Origin of the sequence: Paraburkholderia sp. J11-2 (assembly GCF_905220185.1) — a bacterium.
GTDB lineage: Bacteria > Pseudomonadota > Gammaproteobacteria > Burkholderiales > Burkholderiaceae > Paraburkholderia.
This window is the reverse complement of the sequence record NZ_CAJMYY010000028.1, coordinates 90495-107459: the sequence shown is the minus strand read 5'-3', so window position 1 is coordinate 107459 and position 16965 is coordinate 90495. Positions and strand designations below refer to the sequence as shown.

The 16965-nt window shown below is 62.5% G+C and carries 14 protein-coding genes; 7 read left to right on the top strand and 7 right to left on the bottom strand.

Going from position 1 to position 16965, the window contains the following annotated elements:
- Positions 1–182: 182 nt before the first annotated feature.
- From U5A57_RS32140 to U5A57_RS32130, 4 genes are all read left to right on the top strand, one after another.
- The gene (locus U5A57_RS32140; protein ID WP_321915710.1) at positions 183–3116 is read left to right on the top strand and encodes an EAL domain-containing protein; all 2934 of its coding nucleotides are present in this window, start codon (positions 183–185) and stop codon (positions 3114–3116) included.
- Positions 3117–3567: 451 nt separating this feature from the next.
- The gene (locus U5A57_RS41720) at positions 3568–3708 is read left to right on the top strand and encodes a Myb-like DNA-binding domain-containing protein (RefSeq protein ID WP_415774684.1); all 141 of its coding nucleotides are present in this window, start codon (positions 3568–3570) and stop codon (positions 3706–3708) included.
- Positions 3709–3748: 40 nt separating this feature from the next.
- A complete protein-coding gene (locus U5A57_RS32135) occupies positions 3749–4126 on the top strand; it encodes a hypothetical protein (RefSeq protein ID WP_321915709.1) in 378 nt (125 codons plus the stop codon).
- 11 nt (positions 4127–4137) lie between these two features.
- The gene (locus U5A57_RS32130; protein WP_321915731.1) at positions 4138–4359 is read left to right on the top strand and encodes a glycine zipper domain-containing protein; all 222 of its coding nucleotides are present in this window, start codon (positions 4138–4140) and stop codon (positions 4357–4359) included.
- A gap of 186 nt (positions 4360–4545) precedes the next feature.
- Here U5A57_RS32130 and U5A57_RS32125 read toward each other — a convergent pair whose 3' ends face one another.
- From U5A57_RS32125 to U5A57_RS32110, 4 genes are all read right to left on the bottom strand, one after another.
- The gene (locus U5A57_RS32125) at positions 4546–5127 is read right to left on the bottom strand and encodes a hemerythrin domain-containing protein (protein ID WP_321915708.1); all 582 of its coding nucleotides are present in this window, start codon (positions 5125–5127) and stop codon (positions 4546–4548) included.
- A 210-nt stretch (positions 5128–5337) separates the two neighbouring features.
- Positions 5338–6888, bottom strand: coding sequence for an NAD(P)/FAD-dependent oxidoreductase (locus U5A57_RS32120; protein WP_321915707.1), 1551 nt, complete (start codon positions 6886–6888; stop codon positions 5338–5340).
- 152 nt (positions 6889–7040) lie between these two features.
- Positions 7041–8150: a lysylphosphatidylglycerol synthase transmembrane domain-containing protein gene (locus U5A57_RS32115; RefSeq protein WP_321915706.1), complete on the bottom strand. Its 1110-nt coding sequence runs from the start codon at positions 8148–8150 to the stop codon at positions 7041–7043.
- 197 nt (positions 8151–8347) lie between these two features.
- Positions 8348–8854, bottom strand: coding sequence for a lecithin retinol acyltransferase family protein (locus tag U5A57_RS32110; protein WP_321915705.1), 507 nt, complete (start codon positions 8852–8854; stop codon positions 8348–8350).
- A 337-nt stretch (positions 8855–9191) separates the two neighbouring features.
- On the opposite strand from U5A57_RS32110, the gene U5A57_RS32105 reads away from it, so the two are divergent.
- Positions 9192–9842: a BON domain-containing protein gene (locus U5A57_RS32105; RefSeq protein WP_321915704.1), complete on the top strand. Its 651-nt coding sequence runs from the start codon at positions 9192–9194 to the stop codon at positions 9840–9842.
- 145 nt (positions 9843–9987) lie between these two features.
- Here the strand turns inward: U5A57_RS32105 and U5A57_RS32100 are convergent, their stop codons facing one another.
- Both U5A57_RS32100 and U5A57_RS32095 read right to left on the bottom strand, forming a co-directional pair.
- On the bottom strand, positions 9988–10164 hold the full coding sequence (locus tag U5A57_RS32100; protein WP_321915703.1) for a hypothetical protein: 177 nt from the start codon (positions 10162–10164) through the stop codon (positions 9988–9990).
- Between the two features lie 118 nt (positions 10165–10282).
- The gene (locus U5A57_RS32095) at positions 10283–10774 is read right to left on the bottom strand and encodes a carboxypeptidase regulatory-like domain-containing protein (protein WP_321915702.1); all 492 of its coding nucleotides are present in this window, start codon (positions 10772–10774) and stop codon (positions 10283–10285) included.
- A gap of 214 nt (positions 10775–10988) precedes the next feature.
- On the opposite strand from U5A57_RS32095, the gene U5A57_RS32090 reads away from it, so the two are divergent.
- Positions 10989–11441, top strand: coding sequence for a universal stress protein (locus U5A57_RS32090; protein ID WP_321915701.1), 453 nt, complete (start codon positions 10989–10991; stop codon positions 11439–11441).
- A 58-nt stretch (positions 11442–11499) separates the two neighbouring features.
- Entirely contained in the window at positions 11500–13935 is a 2436-nt protein-coding gene (gene ppsA / locus U5A57_RS32085; protein WP_321915700.1) for a phosphoenolpyruvate synthase, read from the top strand.
- 120 nt (positions 13936–14055) lie between these two features.
- Here ppsA and U5A57_RS32080 read toward each other — a convergent pair whose 3' ends face one another.
- Positions 14056–16947: an AMP-binding protein gene (locus tag U5A57_RS32080; protein ID WP_321915699.1), complete on the bottom strand. Its 2892-nt coding sequence runs from the start codon at positions 16945–16947 to the stop codon at positions 14056–14058.
- Positions 16948–16965: the final 18 nt, after the last annotated feature.

Genomic DNA, 16965 nt, shown 5'->3' with positions numbered 1-16965 from the left:
CGGTTAAGGAATACAGAACGTTCACCCGATGTCAGGACGCCTCCAATCCAGATAGCGAAACGATCATCTTGCCATCGACACTTCAGAATTCTTGTGTCTGGCCGATACTTAGCTGATAGCATGCCGTGTTGCGCGTTGAGGAAGTTGCCGATTCCGGGGACGACTGCGTAGACGATGGCGTTATGCGGGCACTCAGTCTCTTTGACAGCATGAAAAACCTTGGGATGGACGCCGGAAACGGTTACTGCGTGCCGGTTAGTGACCTGCCTATGCCGGTCATCCGCTACGACGCACATGGTCAACGGCGCTACATGAATAGCGCGGCCCTGGCGATGCTGGGAAATGTATCTGGCGGTTCCTGCGCGTCGGGTACCGAAACCGGATTGTTGTCGCCGAATGCGCTGCAGCAGTACGTGGACGCCATTCGGGAGGTCGCTAACACGGGCGTCGCGCGCGAACTCGAACTGTCGTTCGATGGCCTGCCCGAGCCGCAGCGCGCGCACTACCTGGTGCAGTTCATAAGCGATCCGGTTCAGGAGGGCCCTTGCGGGGTGCTTGCAGTCTATTTCGACATCACTGCGCGCAAACGCGCGGAGGCAAAACTCCGTGAGCGCGAGTCGTTCCTCGAATCGTTGCTCGATACCATCCCGATTCCCGTCTTCTCAAAGGATCGAGAGGGGCGGTACCTGCACCTGAATCGGGCCTTTGAAGGATTTCTGGGTGTCCCGAAGGAGCGCTTCGTCGGCAAGACCGTCTTCGAGACGAGCCCGCACGCGTTGGCGCAAACCTATTTCGCCAAGGACGAGGAACTCTTCGCGCAAGGCGGGATTCAGCGCTACGAATTCAAGGTCCAGAACGCGGGGCAAGAGGCGCGCGACGTGGAATTCAGCAAGGCCGTTTTCCACGACGATCAGGGCCGCCAGGCTGGCTTGATCGGGGCGATTCAGGACATTACCGAACGTAAGCAGGCGGAGTGCGAGCAGCGGGCGCAATACGAGAAGATTCTTCTGCTCAACAGAAGCCTTGAAGACAAGGCACTCGAACTGTCAGAGGCCCGCGCGCAGCTGATCACCGTGCTGCACACCATACCCGACATGGTGTGGCTAAAGAGTACGACCGGAATTTTCCTGCTGTGCAATCAGAGCTTCGAGCGTTTTGTTGGTAAATCGAAAGCTGAAATTCTTGGGAGAACCGATTACGCCATTTTCGATGCCGAGCTTTCCGACTTCTTCCTGGAGCGCGACAAGGCGGCCATCGACGCAATGCATGTTTGCGTCGACGAAGAGTGGGTAGTCGCACCCGCGACCGGAGAACGTACGCTGCTTGAGACTCGACGGCTACCGGTATTCGATGCGGCAGGCGCGGTAGCGGGCGTGCTCGGCGTGGCAAGAGACATGACTGAGCGGCGCCGTTTCGACGAAAGACTGGCCCGTCGCGAGCGCGAATTCAGAACCCTCGTTGAAAACTCGCCCGATACCGTCGCCCGCTACGGAGGGGACTTCAGACGCCTGTACGTCAATCCGACTTTCGCTTCGCTCACCAGGGGAGGGGCAAACGCGCTGCTCGGCAAGTCGCCTAGTGAGTTCCCAGGGGGGAGAGGTACCGTTCTCTACGAGCGGCAACTTGGGGAAGTATTCGCAACGGCAAGCGACAGGGAGTTCGAGCTGACCTGGGAGGCTTCCGACGGAAGACAACTCACTCACCTGCTCAGGTTGACGCCGGAGTTGGGAGCGAACGGTACAGTGGAAACGGTTCTTGCCGTGGGGCGGGACATCTCGGAACTTCACGCGTCCAGAGGAAAAATCCATCGCATGGCGTATTTCGATTCGCTGACCGCGTTGCCGAACCGCGTCCTGTTCAACGAACGGTTGCGCGAGGCGCTGACCACCAGTGCAGACGATCGCTTTACAGCCGTCATGATGATCGACATGGACCGTTTCAAGGGTGTCAACGATACGTTGGGCCACGCGGTCGGTGATGAATTGCTGCGCGAGGCGGCGTGTCGTCTGCTCGACTGCGTGCGTGCCGGCGATACGGTCGCCCGCGTTGGGGGCGACGAGTTCGCCATTCTGCTGCCCGAGGTTTGCGATCACGGCATTCTCGAACAGATTTCGGAGATGATCATCAAGCGGCTCGATGAGCCGTTCCTGCTCGATGGGAGAGAGGTGTTCATCTCATGCAGCATTGGAATTGCGCTTTATCCAAACGACAGCACGGATGCAAAGGATTTGCTGAGATATGCAGATTCGGCAATGTACCAGGCGAAGCGCTCAGGGCGCAGAGGTTTTCGTTTTTATACGAAAGACATGACCATCGAGGCCACCGCCCGTCTGTTGCTGGAGTCGGAGTTGCGCCGCGCGATCGATCAAGGTGGGTTCGAGTTGCACTACCAGCCGCAGGTGTTGCTCCAGGGTGCGGAGGTCATCGGCTCGGAAGCATTGCTGAGATGGAAACGTCCCGGCGAGGGATTCGTTCGGCCTGGTCAGTTCGTACCGCTTGCGGAGGAAACCGGTCTAATCGTCGATCTCGGGCGATGGGTGCTTCGCGAGGCCTGTCGTGCAGCCGCCGAATGGAATACGGATGGAGGCGTGCGGCACAAGGTGTCGATCAATCTGTCTGCACGGCAGTTTCAGTCGCGCGACTTGGTGCTGGTGATAAAAGAGATCCTCGAGGAAACAGGCTGCCAACCCCAGTGGCTGGAGTTTGAGATTACCGAAAGCCTGCTGCTTGCGGAGAATGATTTGGTCATGAGCGCGCTTCTGGCATTCGAGGATATGGGGTTATCGATCGCGATCGATGATTTCGGCACTGGCTACTCCGCACTCAGTTATTTGACCCGTTTTCCTATTGATACGCTCAAGATCGATCGTACGTTCATTCAGCGCGTCACTTCCGACCGGCGTCATGCCGAGCTCGTGAAGGCAATCCTTTCCATCGCACGCTGCCTTGGGCAGCGGGTCGTTGCGGAAGGCGTTGAGACGATAGAGCAGGCGACATTTCTCGATGCTCATGGTTGTGAGGTCGCGCAAGGGTTCCTCTACAGCAAGCCGCTGGCGAAGGCTGAAATTTCTTCACTTCCCCGTTATCTTAAACTTGCGTCCGACGGCAAACCTTAGGGGCGCATGATGGCAATCGCGGTTGGCGTATTGCCGTACAGGGCGCCTCCAGCGATGTGCCATATAGTGGCAGCGGCAGAGGGTCCCGATTCGACGGCAAAGTCGCATGGGACCGAATCGATACCTGCACCGACTACCGGGCCGACGACCGAGGCGGGCAGAATGGACAGCGAGTGCTTCTGGTGATCTACCGGTTTGGCTCTATTGTCTTTTTTCTCAGACTCGACCTGTCGCAATGTGAGCGCCGGAATTCTCGAATCAATAATGTACGTTTCATTGAGTTTCTGATCTATTCTTGAACAGATGGCAGGGTTGTATACTTAGTGATCTATTCGTATTTCGCAATATTCATGAGGTGCCCAGATGATGAATCTGGATGATTCGCCACTAGCCATCGCATGCCCAATGCTTGCTAATTGATGAATCAGAGCATCGTTAGCAAACAGGCTGTATCAATGGTAAGGTCGAAACGAAAAATGCGGGCGGACGCGATGAGCAGCGCCTGGTGCAGGCGCGTGCGTTGCACGGCAATGTTTGGAACAAGATACACCGACATCTAGGCCTGAGAACACAATCAAGGTGGTCCGATTAAGTTGGCGGCGGACATCATGACAATATTCATGGAGTGAGTGATGGCAACCAAACCGCAATGGCGAGCTCTGTTGTCTCTGAGTCTCCTGCCTCTGTCAATGCTGGGCGATGTCGCTCATGCACAGACTGTTCCCATTGTCACGGGGCAGCAGTGGACGGCGTCCTCGGAAGCTGAAAAGAAAGCGTACCTCGTCGGCATCGCCAATCTGCTCGAGGTCGAGCGTGCCTACGCCGGCAATAGTGGGAGCAACAGCGATATTTCGCTGCGCTTTGGCAAGGGCATGCAGGGCCAGACGCTCGACAGCGTGCGCCAGGGGCTGGACAACTACTACGCCTCGAATCCTGCAATGATCCAGCACCCGGTGATTGAAACCCTCTGGTTTCAAATGGTCTTGCCCGGCCTGAACAAGAGTCAGTGAGGATGCTGATCATGAAACGCTTTGGATGGTTAGTAGGTATGGGAACCCTGGTTGCGATCGTCGGCTGCACGGATATGACTCCTCGTCAGCAGGGCACGATGAGCGGAGCGGCGATCGGAGCGGCCGGCGGCGCCGGCATTGCGGCGATCGCAGGTGGCGACGCGTTGACCGGCGCGATTATCGGCGGTGTCGCGGGTGGCGTAGCTGGCAATATACGTGGTGGCCATCAGTAAAGTTGCCGGCCGGGTTCGAAGGCCGTTCCCCTGTCACGTTGGCGCTCGCGACACCGGCAGGAGAGTGAGCGTCAATACGCAGCGGTAAGGGCAGAAACCCATGTTAGAGAACCTCGCGCGCATTCTGGACCCTGTCACGCGAACGGCTTGCCATCGCGATGTTCGCCACGGTCGGCGTTTCAGCATTCAGGATTGCGTGTCAGGCATCGTCTGAACGATCAACGCATAAAGGCCGTCAAGCTTGTCTTCGGTCTCGAGGCTCTCAAATGGATCGCGATTTGTGCCGAATGCCTCGTCGATCTCCACCCAGTCGGCTAGTGTCAGATAGCGCTGCGCGCCAGGCAGGATCACGGTCTCCTCAAGATGCTGATGATTGGCGTAGAACTCGGCATAGGCGGTCACTTCGCCACGCAGCGCGGGCAAGGCGCTGGCGCCCTCCAGTTCGTACCGCGTGAGAGAGCGTTCGAGTGCCTGGATACGCCGCTCGCCTTCCTCGTGCTGGCGCCCAAGCTCCTCGATCGTGGGGTCAAGGTCGTTCGTACGCTCGCGAAGCCGTGCGAACAGATATCGTTCTTCCTTCGTATGGTGAATCTGCTCGGGGAATTCGTGTATGTAGTAGAGCATCGCGCGCATGAGCATTGGGCCCGATGAATCGGCATTAGACGCCATGCGATCGGTCACCCGAAGCATGCCGTGAACGACGCTCCTAAGGCGCCTGTGTTCGCTCAATATGACTTGTATCGCGCTGCGTCGCGTGGCGGGTTCCATGGCAGGCTCCGTGACAGGCTCCGCCAACCGGGTGGGAATGCGAAGTTGAGGGCGCCGGGAAGGCGCCTTGTGGTCGGCCTCAAGTTGTTCACTATGTAACGGGGGCTGCAGGAAGCATTGATCTTTATCAATCTGTATGCGGCCCGCACGCCACCGCGTTCTCATTCGCCGCACACCGCGGGCGGCGATCGGCTGCTTGAGTCAGTTTGTCTAACGGAGATGGGAATAGATCTGGTTCGCAATCGACGCGGCGGCGATTACGCCACCCATCATGGCCCCCGTAACCCCGGGGCTCGTGACATCCTGTCCGGCAAGAAACAGTCGCGGAATGGGTGTGCGGACATTCAAACTCTCCGAAAGGAATCGCCGAGGGCTGACTTCGAGCCCGTAGCTTGCGCCTCGATACGCTCCCGAATAGGCCGCCAGGCTCAACGGGGTGGAGACTTCATGGAACGCCACCATCGGCGCCAGTTCAGGGAAATGGCGCGCGAACTGCGCAAGCAGACTCTGCTCGATCACCGCCTTCAATGCCGCGTATTCGCCGGGTCTGTCTTGCAGCGTGGAATGGGACCAGCGCGCGAATGGCTCCCAGTCGGTGAGCGCAACGACCTCCGCCGTGTGCCGTTGATGGCCGCGAGAAGGGCTCTCCGGATCTTTCAGCGAGGGGAAAGAGACGAATAGCACGGGAGCAGACGTGGCCTGATCTGAAATTCGCCAAACGCCATCGCTCGTCCCCCAGCTTTCGTGGAACCAGTAGTTCGATGCCGATGCCCCATGCGAGCCGATATCCCCTTCGAGCCCGAGGTACAGCGTGACGTGGCTGACCGAGGGCTGGAAAGAGCGTATTTCTTTCGCCCAGGCACTCTCCTGCAGTTCTGCCGGCAACAAGCCAACCGTATTGTGCGCACCGATATCAGAGAAGATCGCCTGGGCTTGCAATACGGTTCCATCATCGAGCACCACGCCTGTTGCCTCTCCGTCCTCGATGCGCAGCGCCTCCACTCGGGTATCGAGTTTGATCGCGCCGCCAGCCTGTTCGATGATGGGCACAAGCGTGTCGGCGAAGACTTTTGCGCCGCCCACCGGATACCATGCCCCGTTCAGGTAGTGGTTCATCACGACAGCATGTATGCCGAAGCTGGTTTTTGCAGGGTCCGTGCCGCCATGGTCTCCCTGTTGCGCGAGAAGGACGGCGCGCAGTCGCGGATCGCTCACGAGATCGGCGAGCACGCCGGCGGTGGTGCGGCCCCACCACTTGTGAATCGCGCGACTGTGCCAGAGTCCATAAATATCACCGAGCAATCCCGATAGCGCTCTGCGTGTGAAGAGGGCTCTTCCTGCATGGACGGCCTCATCGAGTGCGGCGAAAAGCGCGTCGATCTCTGTCGTGCAATCGGGGAATCGGGATTTCAGTTCACCCTCGAGCGCAGCCCTCGGGCGTGTGAACGGCACGGTGAAATTGTCGGGGAAATGGACGATATCGTAGGCGTTGCCTAGTGGCGCGAACGTCATGGCCCCGCCGGTGAGCCAGTCGAGCACGTTGCGCGCTTCGCCTTCGGGACCCATCTCGCCGAGATAATGAAGACCTACGTCCCACTGAAAGCCGTCGCGGCTGAATGACTGGGTCAGGCCGCCGGCGACGTGCTGCCGTTCCAGCACCAGGGCGGCTTTACCACATCGCGCCAGGGCGGCGGCGCAAGCCAGGCCGCCGATTCCCGAACCAATGACGATCACGTCAAAGCGATTCCAGCTTGATGACATGTTCCTCTCCGTCACGGGCCGAGGCGAGGCACGTTGCCACCCTTCAAGCCAGTATCGGAACGCTATGTCAGTTGAAGGCCGAAACAATTGATTCATATCAATTCGCGGTGGGCCCAGGGTTCGGAATCCCGCAGGAGCGCGCGCCGCGCAGGTTAATGGCTCGGCGTGTCGTGCCGAGCCGACGCTTTGTGGCGGCCCGCGCGTAACTCGATGCGGGCGAGCCAGAAGCCGGGAAGCATGGGCAGCCAGAATGTGAAACCGCGCAGTAACAGCGTGGCCGCGAGTGCCGCTTCGATCGGCACACCCAGCAGCTTCAACATGCCGACCGATGTCGCCTCGAAGGTGCCGAGCCCGACGGGAACAGGCCCGATGGTCGCCGCCATCGAGGCGACCGCGAAGCTCGCGAACGCCACCCAGAACTGCGTTGGGGCGCCGACGGCGCCAAGGGACACCCACAAGGTGCCTGCATCGAGCAGAAAGATCGCAAGTTGCAGGGCGACCATGCGCGTGAGAAGGCGTCGGTTCAGCAGGAGATCGAGCGGGACCTCGCGAAACGATTCAATCAGGCGCGAAAGATGAAGCCATTTGCCGAGCACCGCGACGCGCGGATCGCCGTTCCACCGACGCAACGCGACCAGAAAGGCAGGGACGAGCAGGAGCACCAGCAGGAATACCGCGATGCCAACGAAAAGCGTGGTGCCCGCGGCGTGATGCAGCCACAGGATCGCGGCGCTCACGAACACGACGATCAAAAAAGCGATGTCGCGCGAGAGCAGGCTCGACAACAGTGCGGTCAACGCAATTGAGCGCGGGATGCCGTGGCGCAGCAGCCCGCGAATCGCCATCAGGCTTCCGCCAAGCCCTGCACTCGGCAGCGCCTGATCGGTAAAGACCTTCACGATGCCAAGACGTACGAGCACGCGCATCGGCAACGCATTGCCGGAATCCTGAAGCGGTTGGCGCCACACGAGCGCGGCGCTCACGTAGGTTGCGACCTGGGCCGCGAAAGCGATCAACAGCCAGCCCGGGCGCGCTGCGCGCGCGAGCGCAAGACTGCGTTCGAGTGACCCGGCATGGACGACTACGAGCACCAGCACGAACAAACAAAGGAGACCGACTGCCCAGGCAGCCCGCGCGCGCGCATTTTGCCCGGGCGCAACGCCGACGAGCCTCGCCACACGTGGCGCGAGGCGCCCGTCTGTTTGCAGCGTAGCCGGTTCGCCATCTGCATGGCGCTCTGAGGGCGAGGGGCCAGCGTTCATCGAAGCCTGTGTCGGGGATGAGGCACTGACGCGATGCGTCGTGATCGCACTTTGGCACACAGATTGTCCATACGCGCGTTCCATCGGGCTTGATTCACATCAACCTGGCGGCCGCGGCCGGCTTGGGCGGCCCCGCGCAGACCCGAAAGGACCGAGGCACGCGTAAATCACAGTGGCGCGAGTGTTTCCCACCCGAATCAGCCGTTCAGCGCGGAGACGCGGACTTCGAACGTTCTGGCGAACGACGTAAGGATCCAGTCGCGGAGCAGTTTGCTGACCAACAGCGTGAAAATGACTTGAACGGCACGAGCCGGGTTGCGGATACAGGCATCAATCTGGTCACTCTTCGCTTGCCCGACCACACACCAGAGACAGAGATGTTCACAATTGTTGGTGAGCAATCGGTAGTTTTGTTCGCCGAGGCGGGATACCGCGCGGCGAGCTACCTCGAACCCCGTGTATCGCGCGTGTGGGTGCGAAACGACCTGGACCCCGGATTTCGCCGAAAACTGCTCGATTGAAACCACCTCGACCGGGCCGCGACCAATATGGCTCGAAAGGCCGGCGTAGTGAATGACTCGGCCGCTCCCGATGTAGATGCCGTGATGCATATAGCCCGGACGCTTCGTGACGAGGTGGGCGCCGATTGCCAGATCGCGCGCGGATGCGCCGTCTGCGAAGCTGGATTGTTCGTGCTGGCTCATGACTCGCTCCCGGGCACTGCGGCGGTGTCTGACCAGTGGGCGCAGCGCCTCCGATGCTGGATTGGCTTGCCGCGTGACCACCGAACACTTCTGCACTCGCCACGCCTGAAGTATTGGTTTTGGCCCGGATGACAACAATCAGCCCCGGCTGAGATTGATGTGTGATCTGTGCGCGGTGTGTCAGAAAAGACTGACACGAGGAGGGCGAAATGCTGAGTCGATCGGGGCGCCGGTTCGCGGGGGGCGATCTTCCAGTTGATGCAGATCAGTCGCAGAAATGCGCTTCATGTCAGGCTCGCCTCAACGGCCCGCGTTGGGCCATTGGATGGAGGCGACAATGAAGACCGATTTGCAACTCAAGCATGACGTGGAAGCAGAGCTGGAATGGGAACCTGCAGTGACCGCCGCGAATATCGGGGTCGAGGTGAAGGACGGGGTTGTGACGCTCGCTGGGCATCTCGCAAGCCTTGGCGAGAAGATCGCGGCCGAACAGGCGGTGCGCCGTGTAGGCGGCGTGCGCGCCCTGGTGGTCGAATTGGATGTGCGCCTGCCGGGCGACGACGTCCGCACCGACGAGGATATCGCGCACATCGCGCGTTCCGTCTTGCGTTGGACGGCCGGACTGAGCGCGGACGCGGTCCAGGTGGAGGTCGAGCACGGTCACGTGGCGCTCAGGGGCACGGTTGACTGGCCGTGGCAGAGCCAGACCGCCGTGCGCGCGATTGCCCAGTTGCGCGGCGTCGCGGGCGTGACGGATCACATCGAAGTTCGCAATAAGGTGGCGCCGGAAAAGATCAGCCATGACATTCTGGACGCGATGCGGCGGCATGCCGACCGTGAGGCGCGGCATATTCAGGTCACTGTGCATGAGGGGACGGTCAGGTTGTCCGGCAAGGTTCACTCGTTCGCCGAACGCTGCGTGGCGCGAGGGGCGGCATGGGCTGCGCCGGGCGTGCGCGCTGTGGTGGACGATCTGACTGTGGAGTGAGGCGGCGGTTGCTGTCTTGTGTGTCTTGTGCGCGTGCCGATGAGCACGAATTTGCCGACGGCGCGCGCTAGCTAGTGCGAGACAGCGGGCGAGACGGCGCGATTTTGCGAGCGGTTGAGCGGCGAATGCCAACGGTCACAAACGGTCACAAACGGTCAACGTGGTGCGCCACTGCGCAAGCGACGTATTTCGTGCGCAGCACGGGCAAGCCCGCGGCTTGCGCGAGAAGGGCGCGGCCACGCGGATGCGCGCCAACGGCGGCGATGACGAAGAACGAACCGGGCAGTGCGAGGATGACCAGGAAGATCAGTCGCTTGTACATGATGGATCTCGCTAACGGGGCAACGAATATGAAATCAGCTTAGGCATGGAGCGAGTCTTCGGCTTGACCTGTATCAGGGGAAAACCAGCTCGCTGCGCCGCCATCGTCGCGCGCAGTCTCATTCCCGCACAGGGCCAACGTGGCAACACGGTGCAGCGGCACGGCGCACGAGCGTCGGGAAATCGAACTGGACATTCGTGCCTTGACGCGCATTCACGAGCACGACGCGAGTCTGCCTCGTTCCCGCCGCGTACGTGGTGACCTGGTACCTGCCGGCTGGCAGCGAGACATAGAGGAACGGACCGAGCGTACGCGTATTGAGTACCGAAGCCCCGGAAGGCCCGATGATCTCCACGTCCACGTCCGAGAGAAATTGGCCGCCTTGTGTCAGGAAGGTCATCCTCAGGCTGTATTGGCCTGCCACGCTGCGCATCGCGGCCGCTTCATCGCTGCCCACTCCCCCGGTGACATAGGCGACGCCGTTCTGCACGGTACGCGTCGCAGCCGCCTCTGTTTCAGCGGGAGTGCTCTGCGCCGCGCAATAGTTAGGTCCAAGGCTTGTTGCCGCGACGAGGGCGACGGTCAAGGTAATTTCACAGGCAAGTTTCACGGAACTCTCCTCGCACGGGAAGCGGCCGGGTTGGCACGGCAACCGCATCATCCCGCTCCTGGCATTGCCGGATCTGATGTAAATCAAGCTATGCCGATGCCACGCGATCGGATGTCTCTTGATGCAAATCAATCGTGTGATGTGGCTCGCTCCGAAGATGTGCGTCAGGCAACGCGATGTGGTGCGGGATATTCCGCGGGTCAGGAGGCGGAGCATGTACGAGAAGATTCTGGTTGCATTCGATGGTAGTGAGACTTCGAAGCTGGCCCTCGCCGAGGCGCTGCGCATGGCGCAACTGACCGGCGCCCGGCTTTGCGTCGCGCACGTGATCGACGTCGTTGCGCCGTTCGGCATGGGGCTAACCTACGTTCCGGTCGAGCTGCTCGCGTCGTATCGCGAAGAGGCCAAAGGGCGGCTCGCAGCGGCACGCTCCGAAGCGAAGGCGGCGGGTGTGGACTGCGAGACGCAACTCGAGGAAGTGGGCGGCGTCACGCAAAGCGTTGCGGACTGTCTGCAAGCCTGTGCGTCGCGTTTTGGCGCGCAGCTCGTGGTGCTAGGCACGCATGGCCGGCGCGGCGTCAGGCGCGCCTTCCTCGGCAGCGTGGCCGAGGAGTTCGTGCGCAATGCGCCGTGCCCCGTGCTGCTCGTGCGCGGCGAGCCCGCGTGAGCCGCGGCGGCCCGCATTCGTTGTGTCGATGTCTTCCCATCTCTACGCGGAGCAACTCATGGAATGCGCTTCCTCGTCCGTTGTCTCGCTCGCACAGGTCACGCGCGCCGATCTTGCACGCGTGGGCGGCAAGAATGCCTCGCTCGGCGAGTTGATCGCGAAACTCACGCCGCACGGGGTCAAGGTGCCCCCCGGCTTCGCCACCACGGCGCAGGCCTATCGCGACTTTATCGAAGCAAACGGTCTCGCCGACGTCATTGCCAATGCGCTCGACGATCTCGCCGCTCACCGCCGCACGCTAGAGGAAACGGGTGCGCTGATCCGCGCGGCATTCCTGCGAGGCGTCTGGCCTGCTGCGATCGCTCAGGGCGTCCGTGTCGCATACGCGGACCTTTGCCGCCAGACCGGCAACGAGAGACTCAGCGTTGCCGTGCGCTCGAGCGCGACGGCCGAAGACCTGCCAGAGGCCAGCTTCGCGGGCCAGTTTGAAACGTTTTTGAACGTGTGCGGTGCCGACGCGGTGCTCGACGCCTGCCAGCGCTGCTACGCGTCGCTCTATACCGACCGGGCGATCAGCTATCGCCAGGCCAAGGGCTTCGACGCGCTTGAGGTCTCAGTCTCGGTTGGCGTGCAGCAGATGGTGCGCGCCGATCTGGGCGGCGCGGGCGTGATGTTTTCGATCGATACCGAAACCGGGTTCGACCGCGTCGTGCTGATCAACGCGGCCTGGGGGCTGGGTGAGAACGTGGTGCAAGGCATCGTCGACCCCGACGAGTATGAGGTCTTCAAGCCGTTGCTGGACGATCCTGCGTTGATGCCCATTGTCGGCAAGACGTGCGGCGCGAAGACGCTCAAGATGACCTGCACGCGTAGCCGGATGCAGCCGACGAAGAATGTGCGGACCTCGCGCGCGGAGCGCACGGCGTACGTGCTGAGTGACGACGAAATCCTCCATCTGTCGCGCTGGGCATGCCTGATCGAAGCGCATTATGGCTGCCCAATGGACATGGAGTGGGCAAAAGACGGCATCACCGGGGAAATATTCATCGTGCAGGCGCGTCCGGAAACCGTGCAGTCGCGCCGCGATGCCGGGGCGCTCAAAACGTGGCGCATTGGCAAGACCGGGCCGAAGCTGCTCTCGGGCGTGAGTGTTGGGGAAGCCATCGGCGCGGGCCAGGTCTGCGTGATCGAGCAGCCCCGCGACATGGCGCGCTTCGTCGACGGCGCGGTATTGGTCGCGCAAACGACCGACCCCGACTGGGTACCGATCATGCGGCGCGCTTCGGCGATCGTCACGGATCACGGCGGCCGTACCTCGCACGCGGCGATCGTGAGCCGGGAGCTCGGCCTGCCGGCGATCGTTGGAACCGGCAACGCGACACGCGTGCTGCGCAACCGTCAGGCGGTCACGGTGAGTTGCGCGCAGGGCGAGGAAGGCATGGTGTATGAGGGCATCGCGGAGTTTCACGCTGACGAGATTGACTTCTCGAACCTGCCGCCTACGCGCACCGGCATCATGCTCAATCTCGCGAATCCGGCGGCGGCGTTTCGCTGGTGGCGTATCCCGGCCGATGGGGTAGGGCTCGCCAGAATGGAGTTCGTGATCAGCAACCAGATCCGCGTGCATCCCATGGCGCTCGTCCACTTCGACAAGCTGAAGGACGAACCGGCGAAGCGCACTATCCGCGATCTGACCGCGGGTTATGAGGACCGCACGGAGTACTTCGTCGAGAATCTCTCGCGCGCACTGGGGCGCATTGCGGCCGCGCAATATCCGCGACCCGTCATCGTGCGCATGAGCGACTTCAAGACCAACGAATACGCAAATCTCGTGGGCGGCGCCCAGTTCGAGCCGAAGGAAGCGAATCCGATGCTCGGCTTTCGTGGGGCCTCGCGCTACTACTCGCCTTTGTATCGCGAAGGTTTCGCCCTCGAATGCCGCGCGATCCGCCGCCTGCGCGAGGCGATGGGATTCACCAATGTCGTCGTGATGATTCCGTTCTGCCGTACGCCCGAGGAAGCCGACCGCGTGCTGGCGGTGATGAGGGAGAACGGCCTCGAGCGCGGGGACCAAGGTCTGGAGATCTATGTGATGTGTGAGATTCCGTCGAATGTCGTGCTTGCGCGCCAGTTTGCGCAGCGCTTCGACGGCTTTTCGATCGGCAGCAACGATCTTACGCAACTCACACTGGGTGTGGATCGCGACTCGGCGCAGCTCTCCGGGCTCTTCGACGAGCAAAGCGAAGCGGTCAAATGGATGGTGCGCAGGGTGATCGCCGAGGCGCATCACGCCGGCGCGAAAGTCGGCTTATGCGGCGAGGCTCCCGCGCATCATCCCGAGTTCGCCGCTTTCCTCGTTGAGTGCGGCATCGACTCGATTTCGGTGAGCCCCGACAGTTTCGTTGCTGTCAAGCGGCGCGTCGCGGACAGCGAGCCGGCGCTCGATGCAGATGCTGGCATGCCTGTGACCCTGGCGGAGCGCTTGCCGTTGTGACCTGCGCATGCTGAATCGTGTCGGGTGTCGGCGTTTCCCACGTTCTCGTGGTGCGCAGCGGCTGTCACATCGATCGCGGCGTAAGACGGATAGCCGTCTTGCGCCGCGCGAAGCTCCAGTTCAACGTGTCGTCATGGCGTCACTGCCTGTCAGGCTGTGAGCGGCCAACGGTGGTTCCACGGGCGCGGCCTGAGCCCCTGCATCAGGCTCGCCGCATTTCGCGAGGAGCGCCGAGCGGGTACGCTCACGCAAGCTGACCATCGCGCGGAAATCGCTTCCCTGTGCGTAGATCGGGTCCAGCATTTCGATCTCGATTTCGCCGCGCTCCGGTATCCAGCTTCCATCGCGCAGCGCAGCGCGTGTGCCGCGCAGGGCGACGGGCAGAACCGGACGGCCTGCCAGGACAGCCGCGCGAAACGCGCCCAATCTGAACGTCCGCAACCCGGCGGCGGCGACGAATGTCCCTTCCGGGAAGAACAGCAGCGTTTCGCCGGCGCGGGCGCATTCGACCAGCTTCGCTTCGTCGGCCAGGCTCTGGCCGTAGTCCTCGCGCGCGACGAAACGGGTGCCCAGCGCGCGCAGCAGGCCGCCGACAAACGGGCGCCGTGCGAGGTCCCGCTTCGCGACGAAATGCACTGGCTCAGGCAGCATGGCCAGCAGCACGACCACGTCGAGATAGCTCGTGTGATTGGTGGCCAGTACGGGATGCGTTGCCGCGTCGAGATGTTCGGCGCCACGCAGCGTCGTGCGCAGGCCGACCGCGCGCAGTACCATCCGGCACGCGCGAGCGGCCGTGCGCCAGCGGCGCGCGGGCTTGCGATCGAGCGTGACCAGTAGCCAGACCGCCGAAAACGCGAGTCCGACGATCGACCAGCACCAGGTTCCGCGGACAGCGCGCCGTAGCCACGCGCCGACCGCATGCACGAACGGAACTGCGTTGGCGGCGGCGAGAGCGAATGTCCGACGCCACGGCGAGAGCGCACGCGTCGGCTGCTCAGGGGCACCGCCTTGGCGCAGGCGCTCGATTGTCGCGGCGCGACGGATCTTGCCACCCGGCGTTCTCAGAATGCTTTGTGGTGCAACGAGCAAGACCCGCTCGGCGGGCGCGCCGCACAGGCGCCTCGCGACAGCGTTGACTCGGGCCTGAAGGTCAGCGCGCCCGGCGGCCTCGTTCATCGACGTTTCGACGATCAGGACGAGGCGCTCGGTGCCTGCCAGGGGATCCGGCTCGCCGCAGGCCGCCACGCCGCCTGGTTCGACTCCGCTCAGCTGCCCGAGCGCATGTTCCAGCTCATCGGGGAAGATGTGGCGGCCGGCGCGAATGATGAGATCCTTCGTCCGCCCCGTCACAAACAGCTCGCCATCGGCGAGATAGCCTAGATCCCCACTGTCGAGCCAGCTATTGTGCGCGAGACGTGCCGTTTGCCCGGGATTACGGTAGTAGCCCGTCGTCGCGCTTGCGCCGCGAAACTCGATATGCCCGATACGGCGCTCGGCGAGCGGCTGCCGGTTGTCGTCCACGATGCGCAGCCCGGTATCCGCGAGCGGATAGCCGCACGCGACAAGCGCAAGCTGCCCGTCTTGTGCGCCCGCCGTTATGGCTTCACCGCACATGCTGAGCGCCTCGCGCTGCACGAGGTCGACGCGCAGGCCACGCGACGGCGCAGGGAACGTGACGGCGAGCGTGTTTTCGGCGAGCCCGTAGACCGGCGTGATGGCGCGCGCGTCGAACCCGAACGGGGCGAAGCGCTCGGCGAACGCCCGAAGCGTGTCGGGATTCACCGGCTCGGAGCCGCAGAACGCAAATCTCAATGACCCAAGATCGAGCCCGGCGAGCTGGCGCTCGGGCACGCGCCGCGCACACCACTCGTACGCGAAGTTAGGCGCAGCGGTGATCGTCGCACGGTATTGCGAGATCGCTTCCAGCCAGGTCGCGGGACGCGCGAGGAACGCAAGCGGCGACATGGCGACGAGCGGAAAGCCGAAGTAGAGCGGGGCGAGCCACGCGCCGATGAGTCCCATGTCGTGATAAAGGGGCAGCCAGCTCACCAGTTTGTCGCCGGGCTGCACATGCATGCGCTCGCCCATCGCGCGGATGTTTGAAAGCAGGTTCGCATGGCTCAGCATCACGCCCTTTGGCTCACCTGTGCTGCCGGAGGTGTACTGGAGCAATGCGAGGTCGTGCGGTGCGGTTCTGACGAATGGCGCGGGCTCGTCACTTTCAGCCGGGGACGGGACAAGCGCCGCGCTGGTGACGAGTTGACGCAGCGTCGGCACGTTCAACCTGAGGATTTGTGCCACTGTGCCCAGCGATGCCGAAGCGATCAGCGCCGAGACTTGCGCATTGGCAAGGATCAAAGCGTAGCGTTCGACGTGTTCCTCGACCTGCGCGAGGCTCGTGGGCGGATAGATGGGCACCGGCACGGCCCCGCAGAGGATCAGCGCAGCGAAGACAACGAAATAGTCGGCGCCGGTTGGCAGCATGAGCGCGACTCGCGCGCCGGGATCGACGCCGAGCGCGCGCAGGGCATTGGCCGCGTGCGAGGCACGCCGAAAGATCGCGCCATAGGAGAGCACCGTAGAAGCGCCGTTCTCGATCAGCGTGAGATGCAGCCGGTCAGGGTGGCGGAGCGCGTGCCAGCGAAGCACGTCGGCCATCGTCTGGGCCTGCTCGGGCACCGCCAGCGTGGGTTCGTCTCGCACTTCGGCCTGCGCCTGGAAATGCGGCGCAGCCGCATGCGGCACGCACTGGGCGCCTTGTTCGATCGCCTTGAGCAGGTCGGCGGGCGTGTCGGCCGCAAACGCGTCGGGCGGCAGGCGCACGGCGAAGGTTTGTTCGATCCTCTCTGCGAGTTCGGCGCGCGCGAGGCTGTCGAAGCCAAGATCCCGTTCCAGCTGCGTCGTCATCGAAACGCGCGCCGGGTGCCGCGCTTCACCATGCAGCTCCGCGGCGAGCGTATCGACAAGACGCAGAAGGCGCACCGCGAGGGTGTCGTCGGGGAGTGTGTTCATGGGGCCGTTGGGGAGGGA

Coding starts and splice junctions, on each gene's coding strand:
- U5A57_RS32125 (WP_321915708.1), bottom strand. CDS start 5,127: ATGGAACCCGCCACGCGACGCAGCGCGATACAAGTCATATTGAGCGAA.
- U5A57_RS32110 (WP_321915705.1), bottom strand. CDS start 8,854: ATGAGCCAGCACGAACAATCCAGCTTCGCAGACGGCGCATCCGCGCGC.
- ppsA (WP_321915700.1), top strand. CDS start 11,500: ATGGAATGCGCTTCCTCGTCCGTTGTCTCGCTCGCACAGGTCACGCGC.
- U5A57_RS32115 (WP_321915706.1), bottom strand. CDS start 8,150: ATGAACGCTGGCCCCTCGCCCTCAGAGCGCCATGCAGATGGCGAACCG.
- U5A57_RS32100 (WP_321915703.1), bottom strand. CDS start 10,164: ATGTACAAGCGACTGATCTTCCTGGTCATCCTCGCACTGCCCGGTTCG.
- U5A57_RS32130 (WP_321915731.1), top strand. CDS start 4,138: ATGAAACGCTTTGGATGGTTAGTAGGTATGGGAACCCTGGTTGCGATC.
- U5A57_RS32090 (WP_321915701.1), top strand. CDS start 10,989: ATGTACGAGAAGATTCTGGTTGCATTCGATGGTAGTGAGACTTCGAAG.
- U5A57_RS32140 (WP_321915710.1), top strand. CDS start 183: ATGCGGGCACTCAGTCTCTTTGACAGCATGAAAAACCTTGGGATGGAC.
- U5A57_RS32080 (WP_321915699.1), bottom strand. CDS start 16,947: ATGAACACACTCCCCGACGACACCCTCGCGGTGCGCCTTCTGCGTCTT.
- U5A57_RS32135 (WP_321915709.1), top strand. CDS start 3,749: ATGGCAACCAAACCGCAATGGCGAGCTCTGTTGTCTCTGAGTCTCCTG.
- U5A57_RS32105 (WP_321915704.1), top strand. CDS start 9,192: ATGAAGACCGATTTGCAACTCAAGCATGACGTGGAAGCAGAGCTGGAA.
- U5A57_RS32120 (WP_321915707.1), bottom strand. CDS start 6,888: ATGTCATCAAGCTGGAATCGCTTTGACGTGATCGTCATTGGTTCGGGA.